Here is a 23,585-nt window from a genome sequence, read left to right on the forward strand (position 1 = left end):
AAGGACATACACGGCGAAGGTTTAATGCTTACAATACAATTTGTGGAAAGTGAAGTCGGCTGTCCGGTTGCCAAGGGCCTGTTCGGTTGTTCACCGAAATTACAATTTTTGCATTTTTATCCGCCGAGTTATATAATAGGATAGGTATATTATAATATGGAAGAAGGAACAAGTATGGTCGACGGAATAATTCACGTAGCGATTGGGTTCGCTACAGGACGCATTGGCTTTCAAAATGTTCTGCGCGCATATATCTATCATTTGCAGGAAACCAACTTTCTATATGACCACAACATGCTTATCTCCCTGTTTGTCGCTTACGACCCCTCTTACAGCAACACTACGAGAGCGGACTACGACAATCTGACGGAGGAAGAGCGGCAGACATTTCACATTTGCCGGTTTATCGGCCCGGAGGATATTCAGGCCGAAAAGGACCGTTTGGCAAAAGACACCGGTCTTTCCTCGAAAGAGGTTGGCCAGGCGTTCGGCACTGGCTATGCCGTACAGCGAAATATCATTTTATTTGAGGCACTGCGGGAAAAGGTGGACGGCCTGATTTTTCTGGACGATGATGAATATCCGCTTGCCGTAACGGAATCGGGCGGCGCTACCCTGTGGAGCGGCCAGCACGTTATGGAGGAACACATTAAGTACCTGCAGTTTTCTGACATTACCTATGGTTACCACTGCGGCTACCTAACGCCGGTCCCGGCGATTGAATTTGATGGTATTTTGCCGGAAAACATTTTCCACCAGTTCACCGACGCACTGAGCAGTGACGTCCTGAAATGGGAAGACGTCAGCCGGCTGATTCGCTGCGGCGGCGTCACTTACGCGGACAAAAATGTTTTAAGTACACATCAGGCAGAGCTGGTGCCGGAAGTAAACGGTGCCAAGTTCATCAGCGGCAGCAACATCGGCATCAACCTGACAAACCCGGAGCGGGTACTGCCCTTCTACAATCCGCCGGGCGCGCGCGGTGAGGACAGTATTTTAAGCACCTGCCTCAGCAACTATAATGTTAAGCGGATTCCCGTTTACACATTTCACGACGGCTTCTCTTTTTACGGCTCGCTGCTGAAAGGTGTTCTGCCGCTGTCGCTGGAAAAGATTTCTCTGTATGACTCGGTAGAAGTCAATAACCGCTTTTACAAAGCCTGCATCGGCTGGGCACGCTACAAGCCACTGTATACATACCTGACGCAGCCGGAAAACTTTTCAGAGATTATGAAAAATTCCCTGACCGGGTTGGAGCAGTCCCTCCCCTACGTCTGCTCCTATTTCAACAACAGCGATTTTCATAATCTGTATACGGACATGCATCACTATGCGGAAAAAGTGCCGGAGCACAACCGCCAGTTCCACAAAATGCAGCAGACATGGTCTGAAATCATTTCATTTATCTGCCAATAAAGTATACAAAAGCATCCCTTTTATCAAGTCTTTGCCTGTACGGTTCGCTAAAAAGCGGCGGCAGTTTCAACCACTGCCGCCGCTTTGCTGTTTTATTTAGTGAGTCACACTCTGTTTGGTAGTGATTGCCGTTAACAGATCCTGCAGCTTTGCCTGCGAATCTCCTTCACAGACAGCCACAATCTCGTCCAGCGGCTGAAAAATTGTTTCACCGTTTGGCACAACCATTTTTTCGCCCCGAACGACAGAAATAACCAATGAGCCATTCGGCAGCTTCAGGTTTTTCAGAGCGACACCGCGCAACCGTGTGTTTTTCGGCAGCGTCACCGCGCAGATAGCCGCACGGCCCTTGTTTAGGGTTGCCAGCAAACGCATTTCCGCCATGTCCACCTGCTGTTCAATCAGGTTTGTGATAATTTCGGTGCTGCTGACTACAATTTCTGTACCAAGTGTCCGCAGTACCGGCAGGTTCCGCGGGTCATTCGCGCGGGCAATGACCTTCTGCACACCAAATTCCCGCCGTGCCAGCTGACAGGCGACCAAGTTGTCCTGGTCACTGCCGCCGACCGCCAGAAAGCAATTGGCATCCTTGGTCCGGGCGCGCTGCAGGACTTCCAGCTCTGTACCGTCACCGCAGATAATCTCTATGTCCAGTTCATTCGCAAGGCACATACAGCGTGCCTTGTTTTTTTCAATCAAATGTACCGTGCATTTGCGGTCCAGCATATTGCGGGCCAGCTGACGGCCCAGTTTTCCGCCGCCCATGATGACAATATTCATCTTGCCTGCCCCCTTAGTCCGCTATAGACGCCAGAATGATATGGTCGCCCATGGTAATTTCCTGTTCTTTGCTGACAGCATCCGCCAGCTCCAGACGGCCGTTGCGGTGAACCACCGCAAAGACCGTTTCGTCTTGAAAATGTGGTACCTTTGACAGCGGCTGCCCAATGACCATATGGTCAGCTGCCCAAACACGGAAAGAAACGGTCGCTGTACCAAACGTAAGCTCCCGGCTCTCCCATGGTTCTGTCAGTGCATTGTAAAGCGACGCGCAGGCCATCTTAGTCGGACAGACTGTGTGCAGCCCAAACGCTGCAAAAACTCTTTCCCGCATAGGGTCACTGATGCGGGCCACTACATTATCAATGTGGAAAAATTCGCGCGCCACCTGTGAAATGGTAATGTTCAAATTATCATCCGGCGTAACCACCGCGACCGCGTCACAATTTTCAATGCCAGCACTTCTCAGGACACTCATGTCCATGGGCATTCCAGTAATGGACTGTCCGCTGAAGCTATCCGGCAAGCGTTCCAATGCACCAGCGGACTCATCGACCACAACGACCTCATGGCCACGTTCGTCCAGCATGGCCGCCAGACGGACACCCAGGCGCCCACATCCGATTACCAACACGTTCATAGTTTTTGTTCATCCTCCCTGCCAGCCCGTAAAAGCCGTTCTCCTTTTTCAGGTATCTGAACGCCGCCGGGGACTATATACATTTTGATATACTATAACAACCATATGAAAGAAGAATGCCATTATCATAGCACAGCCTACCTAAAATGGCAAGATGGCCACCATACTTTCTATTAGGCACAAAAAGCGCCTCGCTTCCAAAAGGAAACGGGGCGCAGAAAATACAGATAAAGTAGGCCGCCCAGTGCTCCGTCTGTGGGACAAAAAGCGACTCCTGCTCATTTAATTTTACGGTTCGCGTTTGTCGGTCAGCCCCAGCAGCCAATCTACTGAGACGTTGAAAACTTTGGCAAGCGCTACCAGTTCAAAATCCGTAACATAGCGCAGCTGACCTTCCAGTTTAGAAAGGCCGGAAGCGTTCATATCTACCCCCTGCACCTGCAGCTGTGCCAGCAGCTCTTTTTGTTTCATCCCTTCGCTTTTGCGGGTTGCTTCCACGCGGGCGCCTACCAAATTGCGGCTGCCCAGCGCCTGCTTGCGTAATCTCAATTTCGTTCATCTCCTGTTTTCAGCAGATTGCCAAAGCAGCCGGGCACAGCTGACAGCCAGAGCGCACGGCCGCATACAATCAGATTTTAGTAGGAACACGGTCATAACAAATAAATTCATTTATAGTATAATCGAATTTTGGCCCCAATGCAAGGATATTAACAATATTTTTTCATAATTTGCACAAATAATGTCTACTATTATGACTATTTATATTGAAAAAATACGAAGTGACGTCTTTTTCTTCCTATTGCATGGCTTTTGTTGAAAAAATGAAAATTTGTTTGTTATTCTCTCTCGTTTTTGATATAATAGGGGCATTATCACTTCCTTTTTATAGTATGCAGCAATCTCACAAGATGACAGAATAGATAACCGTTTAAAACGAAAGGAAACATCATGGAAAAAACGAACCTGACCATGCTGACAGACTTTTACGAAATCACAATGGCAAACGGATACTTTAACAATGGTTTTAAGGACCGAATTGCTTATTTTGATATGTTTTTCCGTGAGGTACCGGACAACGGCGGCTTTGCGATTATGGCGGGTGTACAGCCGATGATGGATTACCTAAAGAACCTGCACTTCGAGCCGGAGGACATTGCCTACCTGCGCGGCTGCGGAATTTTTAGTGAAGGCTTTCTGCAATACCTGCAGGACTTCCATTTTGCGTGTGATGTGTGGGCTGTGCCGGAAGGCATGCCCATCTTCCCCGGTGAACCGATTTTGACCGTGCGCGGGCCGGTTATTCAGGCTCAGTTTGTTGAAACCATGATTCTGCTGACCATTAACCACGAAAGCCTGATTGCCACCAAGGCTAACCGAATTGTGCGCGCCGCACAGGGCCGCCCGGTTATGGAGTTCGGCTCCCGCCGGGCACAGGGTGCCGACGGCGCCACACTGGGCGCACGTGCTGCCTATATTGGCGGCTGCTGCGGCACGGCCTGCACCATCTGCGACCGTGACTTCGGTGTTCCGGCCATGGGCACCATGGCACACAGCTGGGTACAGCTTTTCGACAGCGAAGAGGACGCTTTCCGTGCCTATGCCCGGGAATATCCCAATGCCTGCACCCTGCTGGTCGACACTTATAACGTACTGAAATCCGGCGTACCGAACGCCATTAAAATCTTCAATGAAGAAGTGCTCCCGCGCGGCTACCGTCCTGCCGGCATTCGCATTGACAGCGGTGATATTACTTATCTGACCAAAAAGGCCCGGAAGATGCTGGACGATGCCGGTTTCCCGGACTGCAAAATCTGTGCCAGCAACTCTCTGGACGAGCATCTAATTCAGGATATGCTGATTCAAGGCGCACCGGTGGACTCCTTCGGTGTCGGCGAACGGCTCATTACCAGCAGCAGCCATCCGGTTTTCGGCGGCGTGTACAAGCTGTCCGCCGTAGAAGACAAAAACGGTAATATTACCCCGAAAATCAAGGTCAGTGAAAATGTCAGCAAAATCACCACACCGTGCTTTAAAAAACTGTGGCGCCTGTTCGACCGCACCAGCGGCAAGGCGATTGCCGATGTCATCACGTTGTACAACGAAACCATTGACGACACAAAACCGTATGAGATTTTCGACCCCGTGCACGTCTGGAAACGCAAGGTAATCACTAACTTCCATGCTGTCCCGCTGCGTAAGAAGATTTTCGACCATGGCAAGTGCATTGCCAAGGAAAAGACTCTGAAGCAGCTGCAGGATGAGTGCACAAAGCAGGTGGGTACCCTGTGGGATGAAGTGCTCCGCTTTGACAACCCGCACCGCTACTATGTGGACCTCTCCCGTCCGCTGTGGGACATCAAACAGAAAATGTTGGACGAATATACCTATTAACAAGAAAAACACCCCCCGCCTAATGAGGAGTATCTATGGAAAATCTTTTTGTCAGCCATATTGTTTGGTCACCGGAACTCTACCGGGAATATGTTAACGCAGTTTTCCGCAAAGGAGCAAAGGCTGTGGCACTGATTACAGCCTCCGTGCTGGCAGCCGTAGCGGTTTGCTTTTTCGCAGAACAAGAAACGGTTCCGTTCATTGTCTGTCTGGTTTTATCTGTGTTTATGTTCTTTTACACACCTCTTCTGCGCAATACGCTGGCGAAGCGCGGATATAAACAGCAGCTGCTTGTAAACGGTGGCAAGCCACGGGAAGTGACAACGTCATTTTCTGACCGTATTCGGGTAACGTCCTCCAACAGCGGTGAGTCATTCTTTGACTACACACAGATTACACAGATTAACGAAACGAAAAATCTTATTATTTTGGTTGTTCAGCAGTCTATCGCGGTTGTCGCCGCAAAAGATGGCTTCACCCTTGGAACGACGGAAACTTTTCAGCAGCTTATTTGTCAAAAATGCCCTCGTGTAAAATATATTTACCATTAAATTTCCAAAAGCCACCTGCTTTTTGGAAATTTAGCAGAAAGTGAAGAAAAAAGGCAGCCACATTTATCAACACATTGGTTTTCAGGAAGTCGGCGGCTATGGCATCCTGAGGTAACTGCCTGTCGGCCCTTGACGCGCCGTAAACTTTCTTCTATAATAAAGAAGTTGTGAGCAAACTGGACGGCCGCGGGGGATGCGCGAAAGCAAACTTCCGAGGAAAGTCCGGGCTTCATAGGGCAAGGATAACGGCTAACAGCCGCCGGGGGCGACCCCAGGGAAAGTGCAACAGAAAACGACCGCCGCGGTTTTCCGCGGTAAGGATGGAAAGGCGAGGCAAGAGCTCACCAGCGTCAGGGAGACCTGACGGCTATGCAAACCCTATCCGGAGCAACACCGCAGAGGGACACAAAGCGTCGGCCCGGCGCGTCCCGGGAAGGTGGCACTGAGCCGCGGCGGCAACGCCCGGCCAAGATAGATGACCGTCTAAACAGAACCCGGCTTATAGGTTTGGTCACAAAAACCGCTTGGGAATATTCCCAGCGGTTTTTTATTTTGCTTTTTTCTTTGCCACCCCTTCTTGACATCCCGTTTTTGCCGTGCTATACTCGGGAATGCAAATTATTTGCATTTAGAAAGTGTGTGTTGCTATGAAACAGTTCCTTCAAAAAATCACTACTGCATTTTTGGCGACAGTTTTGCTGCTGGGTACCTGCGCAGGCTGTGCGCGCCGCCCTGCGCAAAAGGCGTCGTTCCACATTATGGCTTCCTTTTACCCTGTATATATTATGTCCATCAATATTACAAATGGCATACAGGGCGTGCAGGTGGACAACATGGCCGGCCAGCAAACCGGCTGCCTGCACGACTATCAGCTGCAAAGTGCCGATATGCAGGCTCTGTCACAGGCAAACTTATTCATTATTAACGGTGCCGGCATGGAAAGCTTCATGTCCCGCGTAACCGACCAGCTGCCCCATTTGACCGTGCTGGACAGCAGCACCGGTGTATCTCACATCACGGATAAGACCGGTGAAGTCAACCCACACCTGTGGGTAAGCATCAGCAACTATATGCAGCAGGTACAGAATATCACCGCCGGACTGGAAAAGGCGGACCCGCCCCATGCCGCACAATACCGTGCCAATGCTGATATCTACCTAAAAAAGCTGCGAACCCTGCGCACCCGTATGCATACGGAACTGGACCACCTGCCGCACCGGGACATCATTACCTTTCACGAGGCTTTTCCGTATTTCGCCAAGGAATTTCACCTCAACATCGTACAGACCGTTCAGCGGGAACCGGACAGCCAGCCCAGTGCCAAAGAACTTGCGGAAACCATCCGCATGATTCGGCAAAGCGGCGTAAAGGCGGTTTTTGCGGAACCGCAGTACGAACAGTCCGCCGCACAGATTATCGCGCAGGAAAGCGGCGCCGCTTTTTATAAACTGGACCCGGCTGTGACCGGCAGTTATGACCGTGACGCTTATTTAAAGGCCATGGAGAAAAATACACAAACGCTGCAAAAGGCGCTGGCATAGAGCGGCGGGACCTTTCCCCCGCCCGATTGGCTATTTGTTCTGTACAAGGAGAGATTCTACCATGACAACCTGTAAATGCAACACCATCATTCGGAATTTGGGCGTACGCCGCCACGGTGCGCAGATCTTGCATGATGTGAATTTGGACGTACACCACGGCGAAATCATGGCCCTCATCGGCCAGAATGGTGCCGGAAAAAGCACCCTGCTCAAGGCGCTGTTGGGACGTATTCCCTACACCGGCACCATCACTTTCCACGATGCCGGTGGCAAAAAACTGACGGACCCGCATATTGGCTATGTCCCGCAAAACCTAGTATTTGACCGAGCCACACCTGTGACTGTGCAGGATATGCTGTGCGCCAACCTAACCCATTTTCCGGTATGGCTCGGCCACCGCAAAGAGCAGCGTGACTTTGCCGCGGAAATGCTGCGGCGCGTGGGCGGTTCACCGGACCTGCTGCCCAAACGGCTGGGCGCGCTTTCCGGCGGCGAACTGCAGCGTGTACTGCTTGCCTTTGCCCTGCACCCCATGCCGGACCTGCTGCTGCTGGATGAACCGGTTTCCGCTGTGGACCGCAAGGGCATCGAATTGTTTTACGACCTTGTTACACATATGCGCAAACAGCATGAAATGCCGATTATTTTGGTTTCGCATGACCTTTCCCATGTAATGAAATACGCAACCCGTGCCGCGCTCATCAGCCACACCATTGTGGTCAGCGGTCCGGTCGCTGAGGTAATGAAAACTGACGCTGTGCAGGAAGCGTTCGGTTTGAAACTGGCGGGAGGTGATTTCCATTGAATGCCATTTATTCATTTATCGACACCATCCTGCCTTTTGACTGGACAGAATTTGTCTATATGAAAAATGCGCTGCTGGCCATTTTGCTCATCACGCCGCTGTTCGGTCTGGTGGGCACCATGATTGTCAATAACAAGCTCTCCTTTTTCAGCGATGCGCTCGGCCATTCGGCCCTGACCGGTATTGCGATTGGCGTCCTGCTGGGTACGGACAACTACCTGCTGTCTATGATGGGGTTCGCCCTATTATTCGCGCTGGGCATTTCGGCGGTTATCGGCAGCGGCACTTCCAGCGCCGACACCATTATCAGCGTCTTTGCGTCCGTCGGCATGGCACTGGGCATTGTTCTGCTTTCCGCAACCGGCGGCTTTGCCAAATACTCCAGCTACCTAATTGGCGACATTCTGACGGTACAGCCGCAGGAAATCGCCCTGCTGGCTGTGCTGTTGGCCGCGGTCATTCTGCTGTGGATTCTCTTCTTTAACCCGTTTTTGCTGACCAGTGTCAATGCCGACCTCGCCGCCAGCAAGAACATCCCGGTCCGGCTCCTGCAGAACATCTTTGTTGTTTTGGTCGCCGTGCTGGTGACTTCCACCATTAAGTGGGTAGGCATTCTGCTTATCAACTCCCTTTTGGTGCTGCCGGCGGCAGCTGCCCGTAACCTCGCCCATTCCATGCGCAGTTATCACTTCTGGTCCATTGGCATCAGCCTGGTATCCGGCATTTCCGGCCTAATTATCAGCTACTACACCGGCACAGCTACAGGCGGCACAATCGTACTGGTCGCGGCCGTTATTTTCTTCCTTTCGTTTTTTATTGGAAAACGCTCCGAACGCGCCTAAAGGTACCAAAGTATATATTCAAATTCTAAAAGCAGGTGATAAAAATGAATGAAAGCTACACAAAATCAAACGCCGCATTCGTAGACAGATGGGTACACGACGGCTGGGAATGGGGACAGCCTATTTCTCATGAAGCCTTTGAGAATGCCAAAGCCGGAAAATGGTCCGTACAGCTCACCCCCATGAAAATGGTCCCCAAAAGCTGGTTTGGAAACCTAAAGGGCAAAAAAGTGCTCGGCCTTGCGTCCGGCGGCGGTCAGCAAATGCCTATATTTACAGCCGCCGGTGCGGAATGCACGGTGCTGGACTATTCCAGCGCGCAGCTGCAAAGTGAGCGCATGGTGGCACAGCGCGAACACTACGTCATTCAAGTGATACGGGCCGATATGTCACATCCTCTGCCCCTGCCGGACGATTCGTTTGACCTCATTTTCCACCCGGTTTCCAACTGCTATATTGAAAACATTCTGCCGCTTTGGAAAGAGTGCTTCCGTGTCCTGAAAAAGGGCGGCATCCTGCTGGCGGGCTTTGACAACGGCATCAATTATGTTTTCAATGAAGAGGAAACAGACTTTGCATGCAAACTGCCGTTCAATCCGCTGAAAGACAAGGCGCTTTACCAAACCTCCGTTGAAAACGACTGGGGAATTCAGTTTTCCCACACAATCGAGGAGGAAATTGGCGGACAGCTGCAGGCCGGTTTTACATTGACGGATATTTATGAGGACATCAACAGTGAAGGCCGCCTGCACGACTTCCATGTACCGACCTTTTACGCCACAAAAACTGTTAAATAAAAAGAACGGAGAACTCGCAGATACAAGCGATTCTCCGTTCTTTATTTGGCTATTTTTCCATTAGAAGTTTTTTCACCGCGGGCAGTTTAGCCGCAGCGTCCCGCCGGCCGAGATGATACACTTTCAGCAATTTTTCCGCGTCTTTCTCGCAACGCCCCAAGTTAATGGGAGAAGTCGGCCGGATAACGACCATGCGGCCCGCACGTTCCTGTTGGCGGATAACGGCCATCTGGCGGTTATAAACATCTCCGCGGCGTTCCAGTGTGCGGACAAAATTCGGATAGCCGCGGTAGTGCACATGAATCAAGCCACGCGGATAATCCGGTCCAAAGCGTTTCCGGTAGGAAAGGTCACGCGTCAGCACAACGACATTCTTCTCGTTTCCATCCTGCATGGAGCGCTCGTACGGGACCGGAGAAGCAAGGCCGCCGTCCATATACGGGTGGTTGTTTATCCAAACAATCGGCGACCAGAACGGCAGGGAGCTGGAAGCCTGCACCGGCAGAAAGCGGTCGTCCATATCTTTGTTGGAAAAATAGGATTCCGTACCGGTAATCAAGTCGGTTGTGCCGACCATCAGGTTTACTTTGGATTTGCGGAACACATCATAATCAAATGGGTCCAGCGTGTGGAACAGTTCTCCAAAAATGAAATCGAACCCAAACAGCGAACCCGTTGTACGCAGATTTTTAAAACTGACATAACGGTCATCCGGCACATAGCGGTAAAAAATATTTTTATTGCGCTCATACTGACCGGCCAGATAACTGAGGGAACAGCAGGCACCAGCTGAAACCGCATAGACCGACGGAAATTGAATCTTGTTTTTTATAAATTCGTCCAGCACGCCCGCCGTATAAACACCGCGCAGGCCGCCGCCTTCCAGCACCAGTCCTGTAGACACAGCCATTCCCCCTGTATTGTTTTTCTATTTTCATTTTTCTATTTCTATTATAGAAGAATACCCAAAGGAATACAAGCCGCGTCATTTCGTTTGTTTTTTGAAAAAAGCTTGCATTTTCCCGAAACATGAGATATAATATACAAGTGCTGTTGAGAAATGGACGTTTAGCTCAGCTGGCTAGAGCATCCGCTTGACGTGCGGAAGGTCACAGGTTCGAGTCCTGTAACGTCCACCAAAAATTGATAACAAGGCGAGTTGTTTTCACAACTCGCCTTGTTATTTATAGATGAGAACTGTTTTTAAAAATAAGATTACTCTAACTCCGAAGATGGTTTCGCCAGTGTGTAATAAGTGAAGTTGATGGAGATATGCTATGGAAGGCGTAGAGAGATATAAAGTAAGGCTACTTCCCCATAATGAAAAATGGGGTGGTGAATACCATCAAGTTAAAAGTGAGATTGAAGCGGTTTGGAGCGATAATATTATAGACATACAGCACATAGGAAGTACGGCAATTCATAATATTCCAACTAAGCCTATAGAATAAGTATACAAGGAATTTCCATTACGCGCAACTCCTGTATCTATTCACACTTCACATATTTGCAACAAAAAAGCCCAGCTTTCGCTGGGCTTTTTTCTCATGATTTATTCTTTGATTTCTTCTGCTTTTCTTCAGAAAATGTGCAGTGGCGTGCTTCATAAAATGGATGACACTTTGGCAGTTCCAATGGTGTTGCGCGCCTTAGGAAAAGCATTCCAAACGGCAAAGCCTGAGATTCTTAATTCCGATCGTCTCGGGCTGATTCATTTTGCCCTTGCTTGAATTGTTCCGAATGTTCTACGTATTGTTTTGCACCTGCCATCCATTATGGATGACAGCCGCAATGTCCCAGTTTTGATTCATAATGACGAGGTCAGCCCTTTTTCCTACTTGGATGCTCCCAATTTCTTGTTCCAGGCCAATTTCACGGGCTGGGTTCATCGTCGCAGACTTTATCGCCTGCCGCACTGGGATTCCGGACCGAATCAAGTTTTTCACTTCCTGATGAAGGTTCGCCGTCGAACCGGCAATCGTGCCGTCCACCAGGCGAGCCTGGCCATTTTTCACAAATACCTTTTGTCCTCCGAGTTCCGATTCCCCGTCCGGCATTCCTGCTGCGCGCATCGAATCGCTTATGATTACCGTTCGGTCTTCCCCGAGCTGACGGAAAGCAATCCGCAGCACTGCGGGGGCAATGTGGAACCCGTCGCAGATCAGCTCCGCCCGGACGCTACTGTCGTCAAACACAGCGCCGACCGCCCCCGGTTTCCGGTGGTGCAGCCCAGTCATCGCATTGAACAGGTGCGTCACATGGGTAATCCCGTTTTGAAACGCCTGCTTCGCCGTCCCGTAATCCGCTTCGGTATGCGCAAGAGACACCCTGCAATACGGACTGACGTACCGGATGAATTCCTGTCCGCCTTCGCATTCCGGCGCCATATCGATCAGTTTGATAATGCCTCCGCTCTCCTGATAAAGCTCCCGGAATTCCTTCCAGTCCGGCTTCCGAATGTCGGTCTCCTTCTGGGCGCCCCTCCGCTCAGCGGAAATATATGGGCCTTCCAGATTAGCGCCGCAGACAGCCGCGCCTTTCGGCGGATGCTCCATACAGTCCCGAACGACGGAAAGCACCTTCCGAATTTGCGTAAGCGGAACCGTCATGGTTGTCGGGCAGAAAGAAGTTACGCCCTCCGTCAGTAGATGGGCCGCCATTTTTCCAATGGCTTCCCGTGTTCCGTCGCAGGTATCGGCTCCTACGCATCCATGAATATGAATGTCGACGAAGCCGGGAGAAACCACACATCCGGAACAGTCGCGGCAGTCGTCTCCCTCCAGGCCATTTCCAATCCGGCTGATTCTGTCGCCGCAGACGGCAATATCCGCCTTTCTTAATTCAAAATTTTCATCAAAGATTGTTGCATTTTTTAAAATCATAGCTTATTTCCCCGAAGGATGCTTTTCATGGATGGCGCGCAGAGCTTCGCTGTCCGCCACAACGGTGACATCAGGGTGAAGCTGGAGAATCGATGCCGGAACTTCCGGCGTAACCGGCCCAAACAGTGCCTTTTCCAACACATCCGCCTTCTTGGGCCCGTTGGCAACAAGCAGAATCTTCTTTGCCTGCATGATGGCCTTAATGCCCATGGTCAGGGCATATTGGGGAACTTCGTCTGGACTTTTGAAAAAGCGCGAATTGGCCTCGATAGTTTTCTGCTTCAAGGCAACCTGGTGGGTCATTTTGTCGAAAGTATCATCCGGCTCATTAAACCCAATGTGGCCGGTCTCACCGATTCCCAGCAGCTGCAGGTCAATCCCTCCGAGGGCGGAAACTCTTTCGTCATATCGGCGGCATTCCTCCTCGAAATCCTCCGCAAGCCCATCCGGCACGAAAGTGTTCTCCGTGCGGATATTGATATGGCGGAAAAAATTCGTATTCATGTAGTACCGGTAACTCTGCGAATCGTCCGGCCCAAGGCCGCAGTATTCATCCAGGTTGACGCTCGTCACGTGGCTGAAGTCAATATCGCCCTTCTGGTACCAGTCAATCAACTGACGGTAAATGCCGAGCGGCGTGGAGCCTGTTGCCAAGCCCAGGACGCTGCGCGGAAACAGAATGACCTGAGCGGAAATGATATTGGCCGCCTTGCGGCTCATCCCCTCATAGTTTGATGCTTCTAATATCTTCATAACGTGTATTCTCCCTGTTGATATTGCCAAATTTCTGCCCGAACCGCAAAACCATGCGGCCTAGGAACGGACATAAGACAGCAGTACGGTATTGCCCGCCTCGGTTTTGCCGGTATAGGACGTCAATTCTCGGACGCATTCCATATTGGTAATAATACACAGAGTCACCGGGTTAAGCCCGGCGCTCCGAATCTGCTCCACATCCATTTCCATCAACAAAGTGCCTGCCTTGACGTGCTGGCCTGTCTGGACATGGCACTGAAAGCCTCTTCCCTTCAGATTGACGGTATCAAGACCCAAATGAATCAAAATGTCAAGGCCGTCATCACTCTCCATGCAAATTGCATGGAGAGTGGAAGCAATCTGGACAACAGTCCCCGTGACAGGCGCAAGCACTTGACTGCCGCACGGAATCACAGCAGCACCATCGCCCAGGACTTTGCCGGAGAAGACTGGATCCGGAATTTCCGTAAGTGCAACAGCCCTCCCTGTCTGCGGTGCTAAGATGACATGGGCGGACTGTGACTTTTGAAACAATTTCATCTGACTGTTCATCCTTTCCAACTGTTTTCTGAGTGTTTTTAAAGGACTGTATGCCGTATCCCGGCATACGCATAAATTGGAATTCACACGATATTAGCTAATTTTTGAGGAAGACGGCAAAACGAATTGGAATCCCATGCCATCTCGGATATAGGAAAGATATGGCAAACATGCAGAATTCACAGTGCCAACCTGATTTACTTTCGCCTCCGGCGGCAGATCTCGCCGTGCGATTTGAAGTTCGCCAGCATATCTCAGGTAGTCTGCATTTGCTACAAAAATGCTTCCCTTCTTTCTCGGCCTGCATAGCGGTTCGGCGGGAAACGTCCTGCCTTCTGAAACATATTTTCTCGATTCCTGGGACCGGATCACATAATCACTGGAATCCGGACGGTCATGATGAAGCCTCTCGGTAAGGAAACAATATTCCGGCTTTATTTCGGCCTGCAGACTGATATATCCTTCCGCAAGCTCCTGAATCTGCCGGTATGCCATGTCGCTTACATCGATATCTCCCACGAGACAGATGTCCGTGTCACACTCCTGAAAAAGCTGGAGCATATTCAGCAGTACATGGCTGTTGCGCTGCTTTTCAAGAGTAGGGAGCCCTTGATACAAAGGTCCCCTTAGCGAACTGTCCCCCGCTACAAAAGCCATCGTTTTCATTCCGAGGCTGTGCATACGTTCGTTGGTTTTTTTCACCCGTTCGGCCGATAATCCGGTCAGCGGCTCAGGATAAAAGTTGTGGCAGGCGCTGAATTTTGTAAAATCAGCGTGCAGTCGTTGCAGCTCAGCAATTTCGTCGTCCTTGAGCGTGCTGGCATTAAAGACCAGGTGAAAATCTTTGGAAAGTTCCACCAGCTCCTCACACGAAAAGCCATAGTCCACTCTGAGATAAGAAATGGCTGTTTTTTTCAGCTTCTGAAAGCTGCTACACCCCATTTTTTTCAGCGTATACGGACTGACATCCGCAATCAGCGAAATCCCGGATGCCTTGCAGAGTTTCAGGAGGCTGTTGACTTCTTCCATTTTATTTTCCGTATTTTCTTCGGAAATCTGCAGGGAAGTGAAAGCATACTGCATATGGGCGCGGTGCGCTTTTTTTAAAATTGCCGCATTGCGGTCCAAGCCAGTGCTAAGATATAAGGAAATTCCAAAGCCATTCATGACTGACACTCCATTGAAATGAATTTTTGATTCCGTAGGCATTCCCGCTGTGCGAAACAAGCTATGTACGGAAAACGCCCGGGGTCCCGGCAACAAGGCCCAGGGTCTTGCCGCCGACTTCCGTTGCCGCACAGTCATTGGCTGTAAAGCCTTTTTACAGCGGATTGTAGCAGCTAGTCCGTCACTCTTTTCACTATGTTGACAAAAAACCCCGCGCTTTTCAAGTCCTTGCACGTGATATACCTTTCGCCCTGGCCTTGATACGCCTTAAAGCTGTAGATATTGTTCATTGTCCCATTCACATCTTTCATGATTTTAATCTGCAGGCTTATACCAATGGATACGGGGCTTACTCTTTTCCATAGACCTCGTTGATGCGGCCTTCATCTACACCGAACAGCCATGTGAGAATAAATCCTCCCGCATAAGCGACCAGCATGGAAAGCACATATTCCAGCTGCTGCCCAGGAACAACAATCAGAAGTCCGAACAGGCCAGATACGCCCTGGGAAACCGTGCCGATGTGGAACAGCGAAGCCAGGATGCCTCCGAAGCCGGCACCGAGGCATGCCGTGACAAACGGTCTGCCGAGCGGAAGGGTAACGGCATACATCAGAGGTTCACCAATGCCGAGAATTCCTACCGGAATCGAATCGCCAACCACCCTTTTGAGTTTCTTATTCTTTGTCTTCAGCAGAAGTGCAAGTCCGGCGCCTACCTGGCCGCCGCCTGCCATCATAAGAACCGGCAGCAGATAATTGATGCCCTTCGTCAGTCCGGCTGGGTCATTCAGCATAGCATGAATTGGTGTCAAAGCCTGGTGCAGTCCAACGGCAACCATCGGGAGGAATCCGGCCGAAAGGATATATCCGCCAATAGCGCCTACATCCTTATAGAGGAAGTCGAGTACGAAGTAAATTCCATTGGTAAGCCATGTGCCAATCGGCTGCAGCACAATGACGGTAATCAAACCGCCGATAATCACAGTCAGCAGCGGGGTAAAGAACGTATCCAGAATATTCGGCATAATCTTGCGGATCCATCTTTCCAGAAAAGCAAAAAGATACCGGCAATCAATGCGGAAATCAGGCCGCCGTTGCCTGGGTTAAATACTTTATCAGTCAGCGGGAGCAAAATCTGCGACCCGTCTTTTGCTTTGGCAAGAAGAGGCATCAGCGGATGAGCAACGAAATAGGCACCTGCCAGCGCGCCTAAAATTGCCGAGCCTTTAAATTCCTTTGCTGCGTTCATGCCCACAAAGATTGGCAGGTACAGGAACAGTGCCCAGCCTATTACATGAATCACCTGGTACCACCAGACCGTGGCCATCGCATTGTTGGTGGAAACATTGATGACATTGATAATGCCATTGATAAGGCCTGCCGCAATAATGCCCGGAAGAATAGGAATAAAGACATTGGCGATATGTTTTAGGAACCTTTGAACCGGGCCATTGTATTTCGCCTTGTTTGCAGCTTTGTTTTCTTTTGCAACCTCCCTGACATCCTTCATCTCGCCACTCGCTTCATCGGACCCGAGTGCAAGGCCTGTCAGTTTTGAAAATTCCATGCCAACTTTGTTGACTGTGCCGGGACCGAAAACGATTTGCACCGTGTCGGAGTCGACCACTCCCAGCACCCCGTCGATTTTTTTCAGTGCGGGGGTATCGACCTTTCCGTGGTCAGATATGCTGATGCGCAGACGTGTCATACACGTCATGTTAGCGGCGACATCGCTTTTTCCGCCGACCGCCGCAAGAACCTGTTCAGCAGTGTTTTGATAGTTCATAATACTTTCATGCTTCCCTTCCCTTTGAGATTAAAATCAAACGATCCGCTGCTTGCTCTGTCTGCCTCTCATTATACGCATTAAATTTTATATGTCAATATTATTTCGTAAAATTTATATATTTTATGAAATAATATTTTACTTTATTTTATGAGGTTTTCTTTTAAAACGTATGTCCTCCTGCAAAGTTGATACTATTTATATGTTTTTATAGATAAACGAATTATAATATTGTGTTTATTGTTGATCATTTTTAAATCAGCAAAGCAGCATCAGGATAGATTTTTAAAATATTTTTGAATTAATATTTTATAAATTATAAAGTAATGTTGAAATTTAGTTTCAAACTGATATAATAGTGATGGAAGCTCACAGACTGCATCGAAAGACAGGGCCTGAAAAATCCCCCGCTCCGGACACCTGGATGCCGGGTGCGGGAAAAATTAAGGAGAAATCAATATGTCGATTAACTTAAATATGCTCGAAACAGAACAAGTGAACCCGAACAGCCAGAACATCGACGTAATGGACACCATCGATATTCTGCACGTTATTAACGAGGAGGACCAGACTGTTGCCCTTTCGGTAAAAAAAGTCCTTCCCAAGGTTGCAGAGCTCGTCGACCGCATCCATGTTCGAATGATGAAAGGTGGGCGGGTTATTTATATTGGCGCCGGTACATCGGGACGCCTTGGCGTGTTGGATGCAAGCGAATGCCCCCCAACCTACGGCGTTGACCCGTCTCTGATTCAGGGGCTGATTGCCGGGGGATTCGGAGCGCTGCTGAAAGCGCAGGAAGGCGCCGAAGATGACACAGAGCTCGCAAAAGGCGACCTCCAAAAAGCCGGTCTCACCACAGATGATACCGTCATCGGCCTTGCCGCAAGCGGAAGGACCCCCTATGTAATCGGCGGCCTCGATTATGCCAATTCCATCGGCGCGCTGACCGGAGCCATCAGCTGCGTCCACAATGCCAAGATTTCCGAACATGCAGACACCAAAATTGAGGCAATCGTCGGGCCGGAAGTGATTACCGGCTCCACGCGCATGAAAGCCGGCACCGCGCAGAAAATGATTCTCAATATGATTTCCACTTCTCTGATGATAAAATACGGAAAAGTTTACAAGAACCTGATGGTCGACGTTCAGCCGACAAATGAAAAACTGGTGGAGCGCGCCAAGCATATCATCATGTCCAGTAGCAAATGCAGCTATGAAGAAGCACTCCGCTATCTGGAACAAAGCGGAGGCAAAGTAAAAATCGCGATTTGTATGGCAATCACTCACCTGCCGAAAGAAAACTGTGGTATAATATTAAAAAATGCAAATGGAAATATTTCGAAGGCGATTCGTTCTTTGAAACAGCATTCTGAGAAAGAGCAATAAAGAAAGTACAGAACAGGGGAAGCAGCGAATGAGTTGTATTTATAAAATGCAGGAAGGAATGGCGAGCTACACTTCGACTGAGAAAAAAATTGCGAAATACATCCTGCAGAATCCCAACGAGGTTGTCCAAAGCTCCGCGCAGGCCCTGGGCGGCATGGTTGGAGTTTCCGCCGCCGCTGTCATTCGTTTTTCGCACAAGCTCGGGTACCGCGGCTTTACCGCTTTGAAAGTGGATCTTGCGCGCGACAGCAGCAAAGCGGCCATAAACTTCGACGACGTCATCAAGGAAGAGGATTCCATGGAAACCGTCGTGAACAAATCCAAAGGCCTGAATATGATGCTCCAGGATCAGGCTTACCGCCTGCTGAATACCGAAAATCTCGACCGGGCCGTTCAGGCGCTTTTAAAATGCCAGACGATTTACCTGTTCGGAGTAAGCGGATCCGGCATTGTCTGCATGGATTTCATGGAAAAGCTCTCGCGCATCAACCGCCGCGTCGTTTACCACAACGACTTCCATGACCAACTCGCTTCCGCCGCCCATATGTCGAACCGGGACGCCGCCATTGCCATCAGCTACAGTGGGAGAACGCATGAAGTGAATACCGCTATGAAGTTTGCCAAAGAAATCGGTGCCATGACCATTGCTATCACTCAATTCCGCAAGACACCGCTGTCAAAGCTTTCTGACATCCTGCTGTATATTCCCACCACGGAACGCGAACTGCGGCTCGGCGCTATCGCTTCCCGAAACGCTTCTCTTATCGTCACCGACCTTCTTTATCTCGGCCTTGCGAAAAGCGACATGAAGCAGACCAAAGAATATATAGTAAAAACGCGCAATGCCATTAACAGGCTGAAATAGGATGGAGATTCGATGTGAACATCAAACTGATTGCGCTTGATATGGATGGTACCGTCCTGATTGACGACCACCGCAGCATAACGGAAAGTACTGCAAAAGTCATCGACCAAGTGGTCGCCGAACATATCCTGGTCGTTCCCACAAGTGGAAGAATCATTTCCGCCATGCCGGAAGCTGTCATGGCTCTGCCCGCCGTGCAGTTTGCTATAACGTCAAACGGTGCTCTCGCCTATCGCCTCAAAGACAAGAAAATCATGTATTCCAACTGTATTCCGCGGGAAAATGCTGCCGCCGTTTTCCGGACGATTCCGAAAAAACTGTGGGCCGAACTGTGGGCTGATGGAAAGATTTACGTCGAGCGCGAAAAACTTCTGCACCAGTCTGATTTCTTGTTGAATCCATTCCATGCGGAAGTTGTCGAAAAGATCGGCACGGAAATCAGCAGCCTTTCATTCGGTGATGCACTGCCAGGTCCCATTGAAAAAATCAATCTTCCAAATATCCCCTCCACTTTCAAACAAAAGTTGTGGGCAGAGTTCTCCTCGTGGGGCATCTTCTCCCTGGTTAACACGCCGAATGGCTTTGAAATCATGAACCGCGGAACATCAAAAGCAGCGGGGCTCTTGGGTTTTTGCCGTTGCCTGCATTCATCTGGAACAAAAATACAGAATCAGAATATCATGGCCTTCGGTGACAGTGAAAACGATATTGAGATGCTCCGGGCCAGTGGATTCGGCATTGCCATGGGCAATGCGTGCGAACGTGTAAAAGAAGCGGCAAATGCCGTGACGCGCCGAAACACCGAAGACGGCGTGGCTTTGGCCATTGAAACATACATCCTGCGGCCTGCCGCCATCTCGACCGACTGTTCAGAAAAGCTGGGGCACTCCCCTCTGGACTGCCCCTGATGGACAAATCAAAGTGATTTGGAAACAGCTTGAAGCAAACATAATGGCCTTGTTCCTCATAAAAAGGAGCAAGGCCATTTTTTGAGTAAATTCATTCACAACCCATTTTCGGGACAGATTTCCAGCACAAAGGCAGCATTTGAGGATGTTTCCCAATACAGAGATATTGAAACATGCAATGCATACCGGGACTTATGTAAAAAACATCCCGGACAAAACGAAAAAGTCATGCGTGCCATCCACTTTAAAAGCCGCGACAACGCACGACCCCCCATGCAATAGGATAACACTAAAATGCTGGATTTTTAGATGGTGAGCCATGGATTGAGGTAAATCCAAATTATCACGCCATTAATGTACAGGAAAACTCACATGGCAGAAAAGCGGTTCCTCATGCACTCTCAAAAAAGGGAATCGTTGAAAATTGACAAAAACCATGCTAAAATTGTACTGTAAAAATTGTTGTAAAAAGGTGGAGATTTTATGAAATGCCCAAATTGCGGCAGAGATGTACCTGACCATGTGCATTTTTGCCCAGGCTGTGGATACCCCCTGCAGGAGAAAGCCATTGAGCAGGAAAACAAGTCCAATGAAGGCCGGTATGCCGTACAGCAGCACAGCGGAAACAATCGTCATCTGATGCCAATTCTCATTTCCGTATTGGTGGCAGTCGTGCTGATTGTGCTGATTATCTGTGTCACAATGCTGAAAAAAGGGGATCAAAATCTGGCAGCACAAACAGCCCAGCAGACACAATCTTCCTCTATGCGAAGCAGTGCGGAATCCTCCGCGGTATCTTCTGCGGTGTCGTCCGCCGCACCGACTTCCTCCAGTCAGGCACCATCATCCGCTGTTTCTTCCAAGCCGCAGGTCGTGAATAACTACTATTATTACGCTTCCGGTGCGGGCCTAGGCAAAGGGAATGTGCAGGACTATTACAACAATGTTTCAGATTCCGGCTATCTGTGGCCGACCGACACGGCTTGCATTTCCGTGGAGCAACTGCAGTACTTTGATAAAGACCAAGTGAATGCAATTCTCAATGAAATTTATGCGCGGCACGGATACAACTTTCAAACAGCGCACTGGAGCAATTATTTCAATAATAAAACGTGGTATGTCCGTGACCCAAGCTGTAACGAATCTAATGTCCGCAGCCGGCTAAACTCCATCGAGCTTGCCAACGTGGACACAATCGTCAAGTATCAGCAGAGCCACGGATGGCGGTAACGTCTTTAAGTGCAAATAAAAAAGGTTTTGGAATAGGAAAAGCTGTCATTGGAGCTGCTATTGTTGGACTTATAGTTTGGCTGCCGAAAATATTCATGCGAAAGGTGTTTGGGTTACATGCTTAAACTGTGAATATAGATGGAAAATGTGATTCTTTGTTTAGAATATATACCTATACAAACATAAAAACACCCCCAAGTAGACAGCCGCGAAAGTCGTCCACTGGGGGTGTTTTTTATTTGTGCGATTACCCTTTTTACATATAGATAAAGCAGTATACTTATGATAAAAAGTTCGCACAGTATTTGATTGGTGGAGATGAGGAGAGTCGAACTCCTGTCCGAAAGCCGTTTGCCTCGGTTTTCTACGAGCGTAGCCGGTGATTTCATTCTCCCGGTGCACAGCGCCCACTGGCAGGCTCAGTGTACCGGCAGCCCCTAAATCATGACCGAACGAGGGGCATCGTTCGGTTCACGTTCACCGCTTAGGTTACGCCCTCAGCCGGGCCGCGGTATTCCCAGTGAGGACGGCAGCTTTTATTTAAGCTGCAACAGCCATCCCATAATTGTTAAAGTTAACGTTCATGACATTGCTGTTGTTTTTAGAAGATTTCTCATCTAAATTTAAGGTACGGATTGATGAAGCGGTCCCGCCCCGCTGCTCGCTTGCCGGGGTTCCCAGCCCCCGTCGAAACCTTTACATCCCCATAAAATTGGCCGCTGTTCCGGCCATCTTCAGTATACTATGGTTCTTTTATAAATGCAAGACCATAAATGGTCGTTTACTGCAGGTGTGCTTTCATGGCGCGGTCAATGTCCCGCTTTGCGGCACGGGCAGCTAAATCAGCGCGCTTATCATACAGCTTTTTGCCGCGGCACAGGCCCACCTGCACTTTAACAAGGCTGCCCTTAAAGTAGACGGACAGCGGAATCAGCGAATACCCCTGCTGTTTTACCTTACCAAACAGGTGCATAATTTCCTTTTTATGCATCAGCAGCCGGCGGGTGCGCACCGGGTCGCGGTTATAGATATTGCCGTGCTCATACGGGCTGATACGCATTCCGTGAACGACCAGTTCGCCATCGTCTACCGAACACCATGCGTCCTTTAAGTTACACCCGCCGCCGCGCAGAGATTTTACCTCTGTGCCGCACAGTTCGATACCCGCCTCAAAAGATTCTTCCACAAAGTAGTCGTGGTATGCCTTTTTGTTGCGGGCAATCGTTTTAAAGTTTTCTTTCCGCATCGGTTCACCCCCGTTTCCAGTCGTTACAGCTCACTGCGCCCTTCCAGCGCACGCAGCAGCGTCACCTCATCCGCATATTCCAAATCGCCGCCGACTGGAATGCCGTACGCAAGGCGTGTTACTTTAATGCCCAGCGGCTTAATCAGGCGCGATATGTACATGGCAGTGGCTTCGCCCTCTACTGTCGGGTTGGTTGCCATAATAACTTCCTTCACTTTTCCATCGTGCAGGCGGGCCAGCAGTTCCTTAATGCACAGCTGGTCCGGACCAACATCCGACAACGGCGAAATGGCACCGTGCAGGACATGATAGGTTCCGTTGTACTCATTGGTACGCTCCATGGCGGCAACGTCGCGCGGGTCTTCCACTACGCATATAACGGAATTATCCCGGCGTTCGTCCCGACAGATAGGACACAGCTCCTGGTCGGTCAAGTTACAGCACACTTTGCAGTAATGAATTTTATCGTGTGCTTCCAGCAGGGCATCCACAAAGGCCTGCACCTGCTCGCGGCTCATGCCCAGCACATGGTACGCAAGGCGCTGAGCACTTTTGTGCCCAATGCCCGGCAGCCGCTCGAACTGCTCCACCAGACGTGCCAGCGGCGCAACCTGATACCCCCCTGCCATTAAAACAAGCCCGGCATATTCAGTCCGCCGGACAGTGACTCCATCTGCTCTTCTTTATCCTTAGCGGCAGCGCGCAGCGCCTCATTGACGGCAGCCATGACAAGGTCAGACAGCATTTCCACGTCCTCCGGGTCAACGACTTCCGGCTTGATGTCAATGCTTTTTACTTCCATTTTGCCCAGCACTGTTGCCTTGACCGCATCGCCGCCGGCAGTAGCCGTATATTCTTTTTCGTCCAGCTCCTGGTTCAGTTCGCTCATCTTTTCCTGCAGTTTCTGTGCCTGCTTGGCAATCTGCTGCAGGTTCTGCGGACTTTTGCTCTGGGGAACCCTTGCTTTCATATTGAAGACCTCCGAATATGTCCTATTTTCCTGAATCTTTATGTTGTCCTGCGTCAAATCATATAACATTCCACCCGAAAAGGT

At 49.8% G+C, this 23,585-nt stretch carries 24 protein-coding genes, 1 tRNA gene, 2 other RNA genes and 1 pseudogene; 15 read left to right on the forward strand and 13 right to left on the reverse strand.

Translation table 11 applies throughout. From position 1 onward, the window contains the following. Positions 1–174: 174 nt before the first annotated feature. On the forward strand, positions 175–1,416 hold the full coding sequence (locus ACIHKT_RS07490; protein ID WP_086036350.1) for a hypothetical protein: 1,242 nt from the start codon (positions 175–177) through the stop codon (positions 1,414–1,416). 96 nt (positions 1,417–1,512) lie between these two features. On the opposite strand, the gene ACIHKT_RS07495 is transcribed toward ACIHKT_RS07490, so the two are convergent. The 3 genes from ACIHKT_RS07495 to ACIHKT_RS07505 all read right to left on the reverse strand — a co-directional run bounded on the left by ACIHKT_RS07495 (position 1,513) and on the right by ACIHKT_RS07505 (position 3,385). Then, the gene (locus ACIHKT_RS07495; protein ID WP_086036351.1) at positions 1,513–2,196 is read right to left on the reverse strand and encodes a TrkA family potassium uptake protein; all 684 of its coding nucleotides are present in this window, start codon (positions 2,194–2,196) and stop codon (positions 1,513–1,515) included. A gap of 13 nt (positions 2,197–2,209) precedes the next feature. Continuing rightward, positions 2,210–2,836 (reverse strand): potassium channel family protein, encoded by a 627-nt coding sequence (locus ACIHKT_RS07500; RefSeq protein WP_404352247.1) that lies wholly within the window; start codon positions 2,834–2,836, stop codon positions 2,210–2,212. A 288-nt stretch (positions 2,837–3,124) separates the two neighbouring features. Then, complete coding sequence (locus ACIHKT_RS07505; RefSeq protein WP_086036355.1) at positions 3,125–3,385, reverse strand: helix-turn-helix domain-containing protein; 261 nt, start codon at positions 3,383–3,385, stop codon at positions 3,125–3,127. A gap of 399 nt (positions 3,386–3,784) precedes the next feature. On the opposite strand from ACIHKT_RS07505, the gene ACIHKT_RS07510 reads away from it, so the two are divergent. The 7 genes from ACIHKT_RS07510 (at position 3,785) to ACIHKT_RS07540 (ending at position 9,763) form a co-directional block, all read left to right on the forward strand. Then, positions 3,785–5,227, forward strand: coding sequence for a nicotinate phosphoribosyltransferase (locus ACIHKT_RS07510; RefSeq protein WP_086036357.1), 1,443 nt, complete (start codon positions 3,785–3,787; stop codon positions 5,225–5,227). A 35-nt stretch (positions 5,228–5,262) separates the two neighbouring features. Beyond that, positions 5,263–5,778: a YcxB family protein gene (locus tag ACIHKT_RS07515; protein ID WP_086036359.1), complete on the forward strand. Its 516-nt coding sequence runs from the start codon at positions 5,263–5,265 to the stop codon at positions 5,776–5,778. Between the two features lie 168 nt (positions 5,779–5,946). Further along, an RNA gene (gene rnpB / locus ACIHKT_RS07520) (RNase P RNA component class A) lies at positions 5,947–6,296 on the forward strand. A gap of 129 nt (positions 6,297–6,425) precedes the next feature. Continuing rightward, on the forward strand, positions 6,426–7,319 hold the full coding sequence (locus tag ACIHKT_RS07525; protein WP_086036361.1) for a metal ABC transporter substrate-binding protein: 894 nt from the start codon (positions 6,426–6,428) through the stop codon (positions 7,317–7,319). Positions 7,320–7,380: 61 nt separating this feature from the next. Beyond that, complete coding sequence (locus ACIHKT_RS07530) at positions 7,381–8,124, forward strand: metal ABC transporter ATP-binding protein (protein WP_086036363.1); 744 nt, start codon at positions 7,381–7,383, stop codon at positions 8,122–8,124. Continuing rightward, positions 8,121–8,966 carry a metal ABC transporter permease gene (locus ACIHKT_RS07535; protein ID WP_174192835.1) on the forward strand — a complete coding sequence of 282 codons (846 nt, stop codon included), beginning with the start codon at positions 8,121–8,123 and terminating at the stop codon, positions 8,964–8,966. The genes ACIHKT_RS07530 and ACIHKT_RS07535 overlap by 4 nt, the downstream gene beginning before the upstream one ends. A gap of 44 nt (positions 8,967–9,010) precedes the next feature. Continuing rightward, positions 9,011–9,763, forward strand: a complete 753-nt coding sequence (locus ACIHKT_RS07540) for a class I SAM-dependent methyltransferase (protein WP_086036365.1) — start codon at positions 9,011–9,013, stop codon at positions 9,761–9,763. Between the two features lie 49 nt (positions 9,764–9,812). Here the strand turns inward: ACIHKT_RS07540 and ACIHKT_RS07545 are convergent, their stop codons facing one another. Further along, positions 9,813–10,667, reverse strand: coding sequence for a patatin family protein (locus tag ACIHKT_RS07545; RefSeq protein ID WP_157658979.1), 855 nt, complete (start codon positions 10,665–10,667; stop codon positions 9,813–9,815). Between the two features lie 158 nt (positions 10,668–10,825). On the opposite strand from ACIHKT_RS07545, the gene ACIHKT_RS07550 reads away from it, so the two are divergent. The 3 genes from ACIHKT_RS07550 (at position 10,826) to ACIHKT_RS07560 (ending at position 11,493) form a co-directional block, all read left to right on the forward strand. Continuing rightward, positions 10,826–10,902, forward strand: a tRNA-Val gene (locus ACIHKT_RS07550). A gap of 138 nt (positions 10,903–11,040) precedes the next feature. Next, positions 11,041–11,214: a GrpB family protein gene (locus tag ACIHKT_RS07555; RefSeq protein ID WP_086036370.1), complete on the forward strand. Its 174-nt coding sequence runs from the start codon at positions 11,041–11,043 to the stop codon at positions 11,212–11,214. 96 nt (positions 11,215–11,310) lie between these two features. Then, on the forward strand, positions 11,311–11,493 hold the full coding sequence (locus ACIHKT_RS07560; RefSeq protein WP_086036371.1) for a hypothetical protein: 183 nt from the start codon (positions 11,311–11,313) through the stop codon (positions 11,491–11,493). Between the two features lie 15 nt (positions 11,494–11,508). On the opposite strand, the gene nagA is transcribed toward ACIHKT_RS07560, so the two are convergent. The 5 genes and pseudogenes from nagA to ACIHKT_RS07585 all read right to left on the reverse strand — a co-directional run bounded on the left by nagA (position 11,509) and on the right by ACIHKT_RS07585 (position 16,896). Beyond that, a complete protein-coding gene (nagA, locus tag ACIHKT_RS07565) occupies positions 11,509–12,645 on the reverse strand; it encodes an N-acetylglucosamine-6-phosphate deacetylase (RefSeq protein WP_086036373.1) in 1,137 nt (378 codons plus the stop codon). A 3-nt stretch (positions 12,646–12,648) separates the two neighbouring features. Continuing rightward, positions 12,649–13,398 carry a glucosamine-6-phosphate deaminase gene (nagB, locus tag ACIHKT_RS07570; RefSeq protein WP_174192829.1) on the reverse strand — a complete coding sequence of 250 codons (750 nt, stop codon included), beginning with the start codon at positions 13,396–13,398 and terminating at the stop codon, positions 12,649–12,651. Between the two features lie 60 nt (positions 13,399–13,458). Next, positions 13,459–13,941 (reverse strand): PTS glucose transporter subunit IIA, encoded by a 483-nt coding sequence (locus ACIHKT_RS07575; RefSeq protein WP_157658980.1) that lies wholly within the window; start codon positions 13,939–13,941, stop codon positions 13,459–13,461. 93 nt (positions 13,942–14,034) lie between these two features. Beyond that, positions 14,035–15,108, reverse strand: coding sequence for a MupG family TIM beta-alpha barrel fold protein (locus ACIHKT_RS07580; RefSeq protein ID WP_404352253.1), 1,074 nt, complete (start codon positions 15,106–15,108; stop codon positions 14,035–14,037). 349 nt (positions 15,109–15,457) lie between these two features. Continuing rightward, positions 15,458–16,896: pseudogene (locus ACIHKT_RS07585) on the reverse strand (PTS transporter subunit EIIC). Positions 16,897–17,355: 459 nt separating this feature from the next. Between ACIHKT_RS07585 and murQ the strand changes: the two are divergent. The 4 genes from murQ (at position 17,356) to ACIHKT_RS07605 (ending at position 21,285) form a co-directional block, all read left to right on the forward strand. Further along, entirely contained in the window at positions 17,356–18,282 is a 927-nt protein-coding gene (murQ, locus tag ACIHKT_RS07590; protein WP_086036384.1) for an N-acetylmuramic acid 6-phosphate etherase, read from the forward strand. 28 nt (positions 18,283–18,310) lie between these two features. Next, positions 18,311–19,147: a MurR/RpiR family transcriptional regulator gene (locus ACIHKT_RS07595; RefSeq protein WP_174192827.1), complete on the forward strand. Its 837-nt coding sequence runs from the start codon at positions 18,311–18,313 to the stop codon at positions 19,145–19,147. A 14-nt stretch (positions 19,148–19,161) separates the two neighbouring features. Then, the gene (locus ACIHKT_RS07600; RefSeq protein WP_086036388.1) at positions 19,162–20,055 is read left to right on the forward strand and encodes an HAD hydrolase family protein; all 894 of its coding nucleotides are present in this window, start codon (positions 19,162–19,164) and stop codon (positions 20,053–20,055) included. Between the two features lie 483 nt (positions 20,056–20,538). Then, positions 20,539–21,285 carry a YARHG domain-containing protein gene (locus ACIHKT_RS07605; RefSeq protein ID WP_086036888.1) on the forward strand — a complete coding sequence of 249 codons (747 nt, stop codon included), beginning with the start codon at positions 20,539–20,541 and terminating at the stop codon, positions 21,283–21,285. A gap of 310 nt (positions 21,286–21,595) precedes the next feature. Here ACIHKT_RS07605 and ssrA read toward each other — a convergent pair. The 4 genes from ssrA to ACIHKT_RS07625 all read right to left on the reverse strand — a co-directional run bounded on the left by ssrA (position 21,596) and on the right by ACIHKT_RS07625 (position 23,501). Further along, positions 21,596–21,991, reverse strand: a transfer-messenger RNA (tmRNA) gene (gene ssrA / locus ACIHKT_RS07610). A gap of 75 nt (positions 21,992–22,066) precedes the next feature. After that, positions 22,067–22,531: an SsrA-binding protein SmpB gene (gene smpB / locus ACIHKT_RS07615; protein WP_404352255.1), complete on the reverse strand. Its 465-nt coding sequence runs from the start codon at positions 22,529–22,531 to the stop codon at positions 22,067–22,069. Positions 22,532–22,554: 23 nt separating this feature from the next. Then, a complete protein-coding gene (recR, locus tag ACIHKT_RS07620) occupies positions 22,555–23,160 on the reverse strand; it encodes a recombination mediator RecR (RefSeq protein ID WP_086036394.1) in 606 nt (201 codons plus the stop codon). Then, the gene (locus ACIHKT_RS07625; RefSeq protein WP_086036396.1) at positions 23,160–23,501 is read right to left on the reverse strand and encodes a YbaB/EbfC family nucleoid-associated protein; all 342 of its coding nucleotides are present in this window, start codon (positions 23,499–23,501) and stop codon (positions 23,160–23,162) included. Before ACIHKT_RS07625 ends, recR begins: the two co-directional genes overlap by 1 nt. Positions 23,502–23,585: the final 84 nt, after the last annotated feature.

The sequence above is a fragment of the Caproicibacterium sp. XB2 genome (genome assembly GCF_044880635.1).
Classification (GTDB): domain Bacteria; phylum Bacillota; class Clostridia; order Oscillospirales; family Acutalibacteraceae; genus Caproicibacterium; species Caproicibacterium lactatifermentans.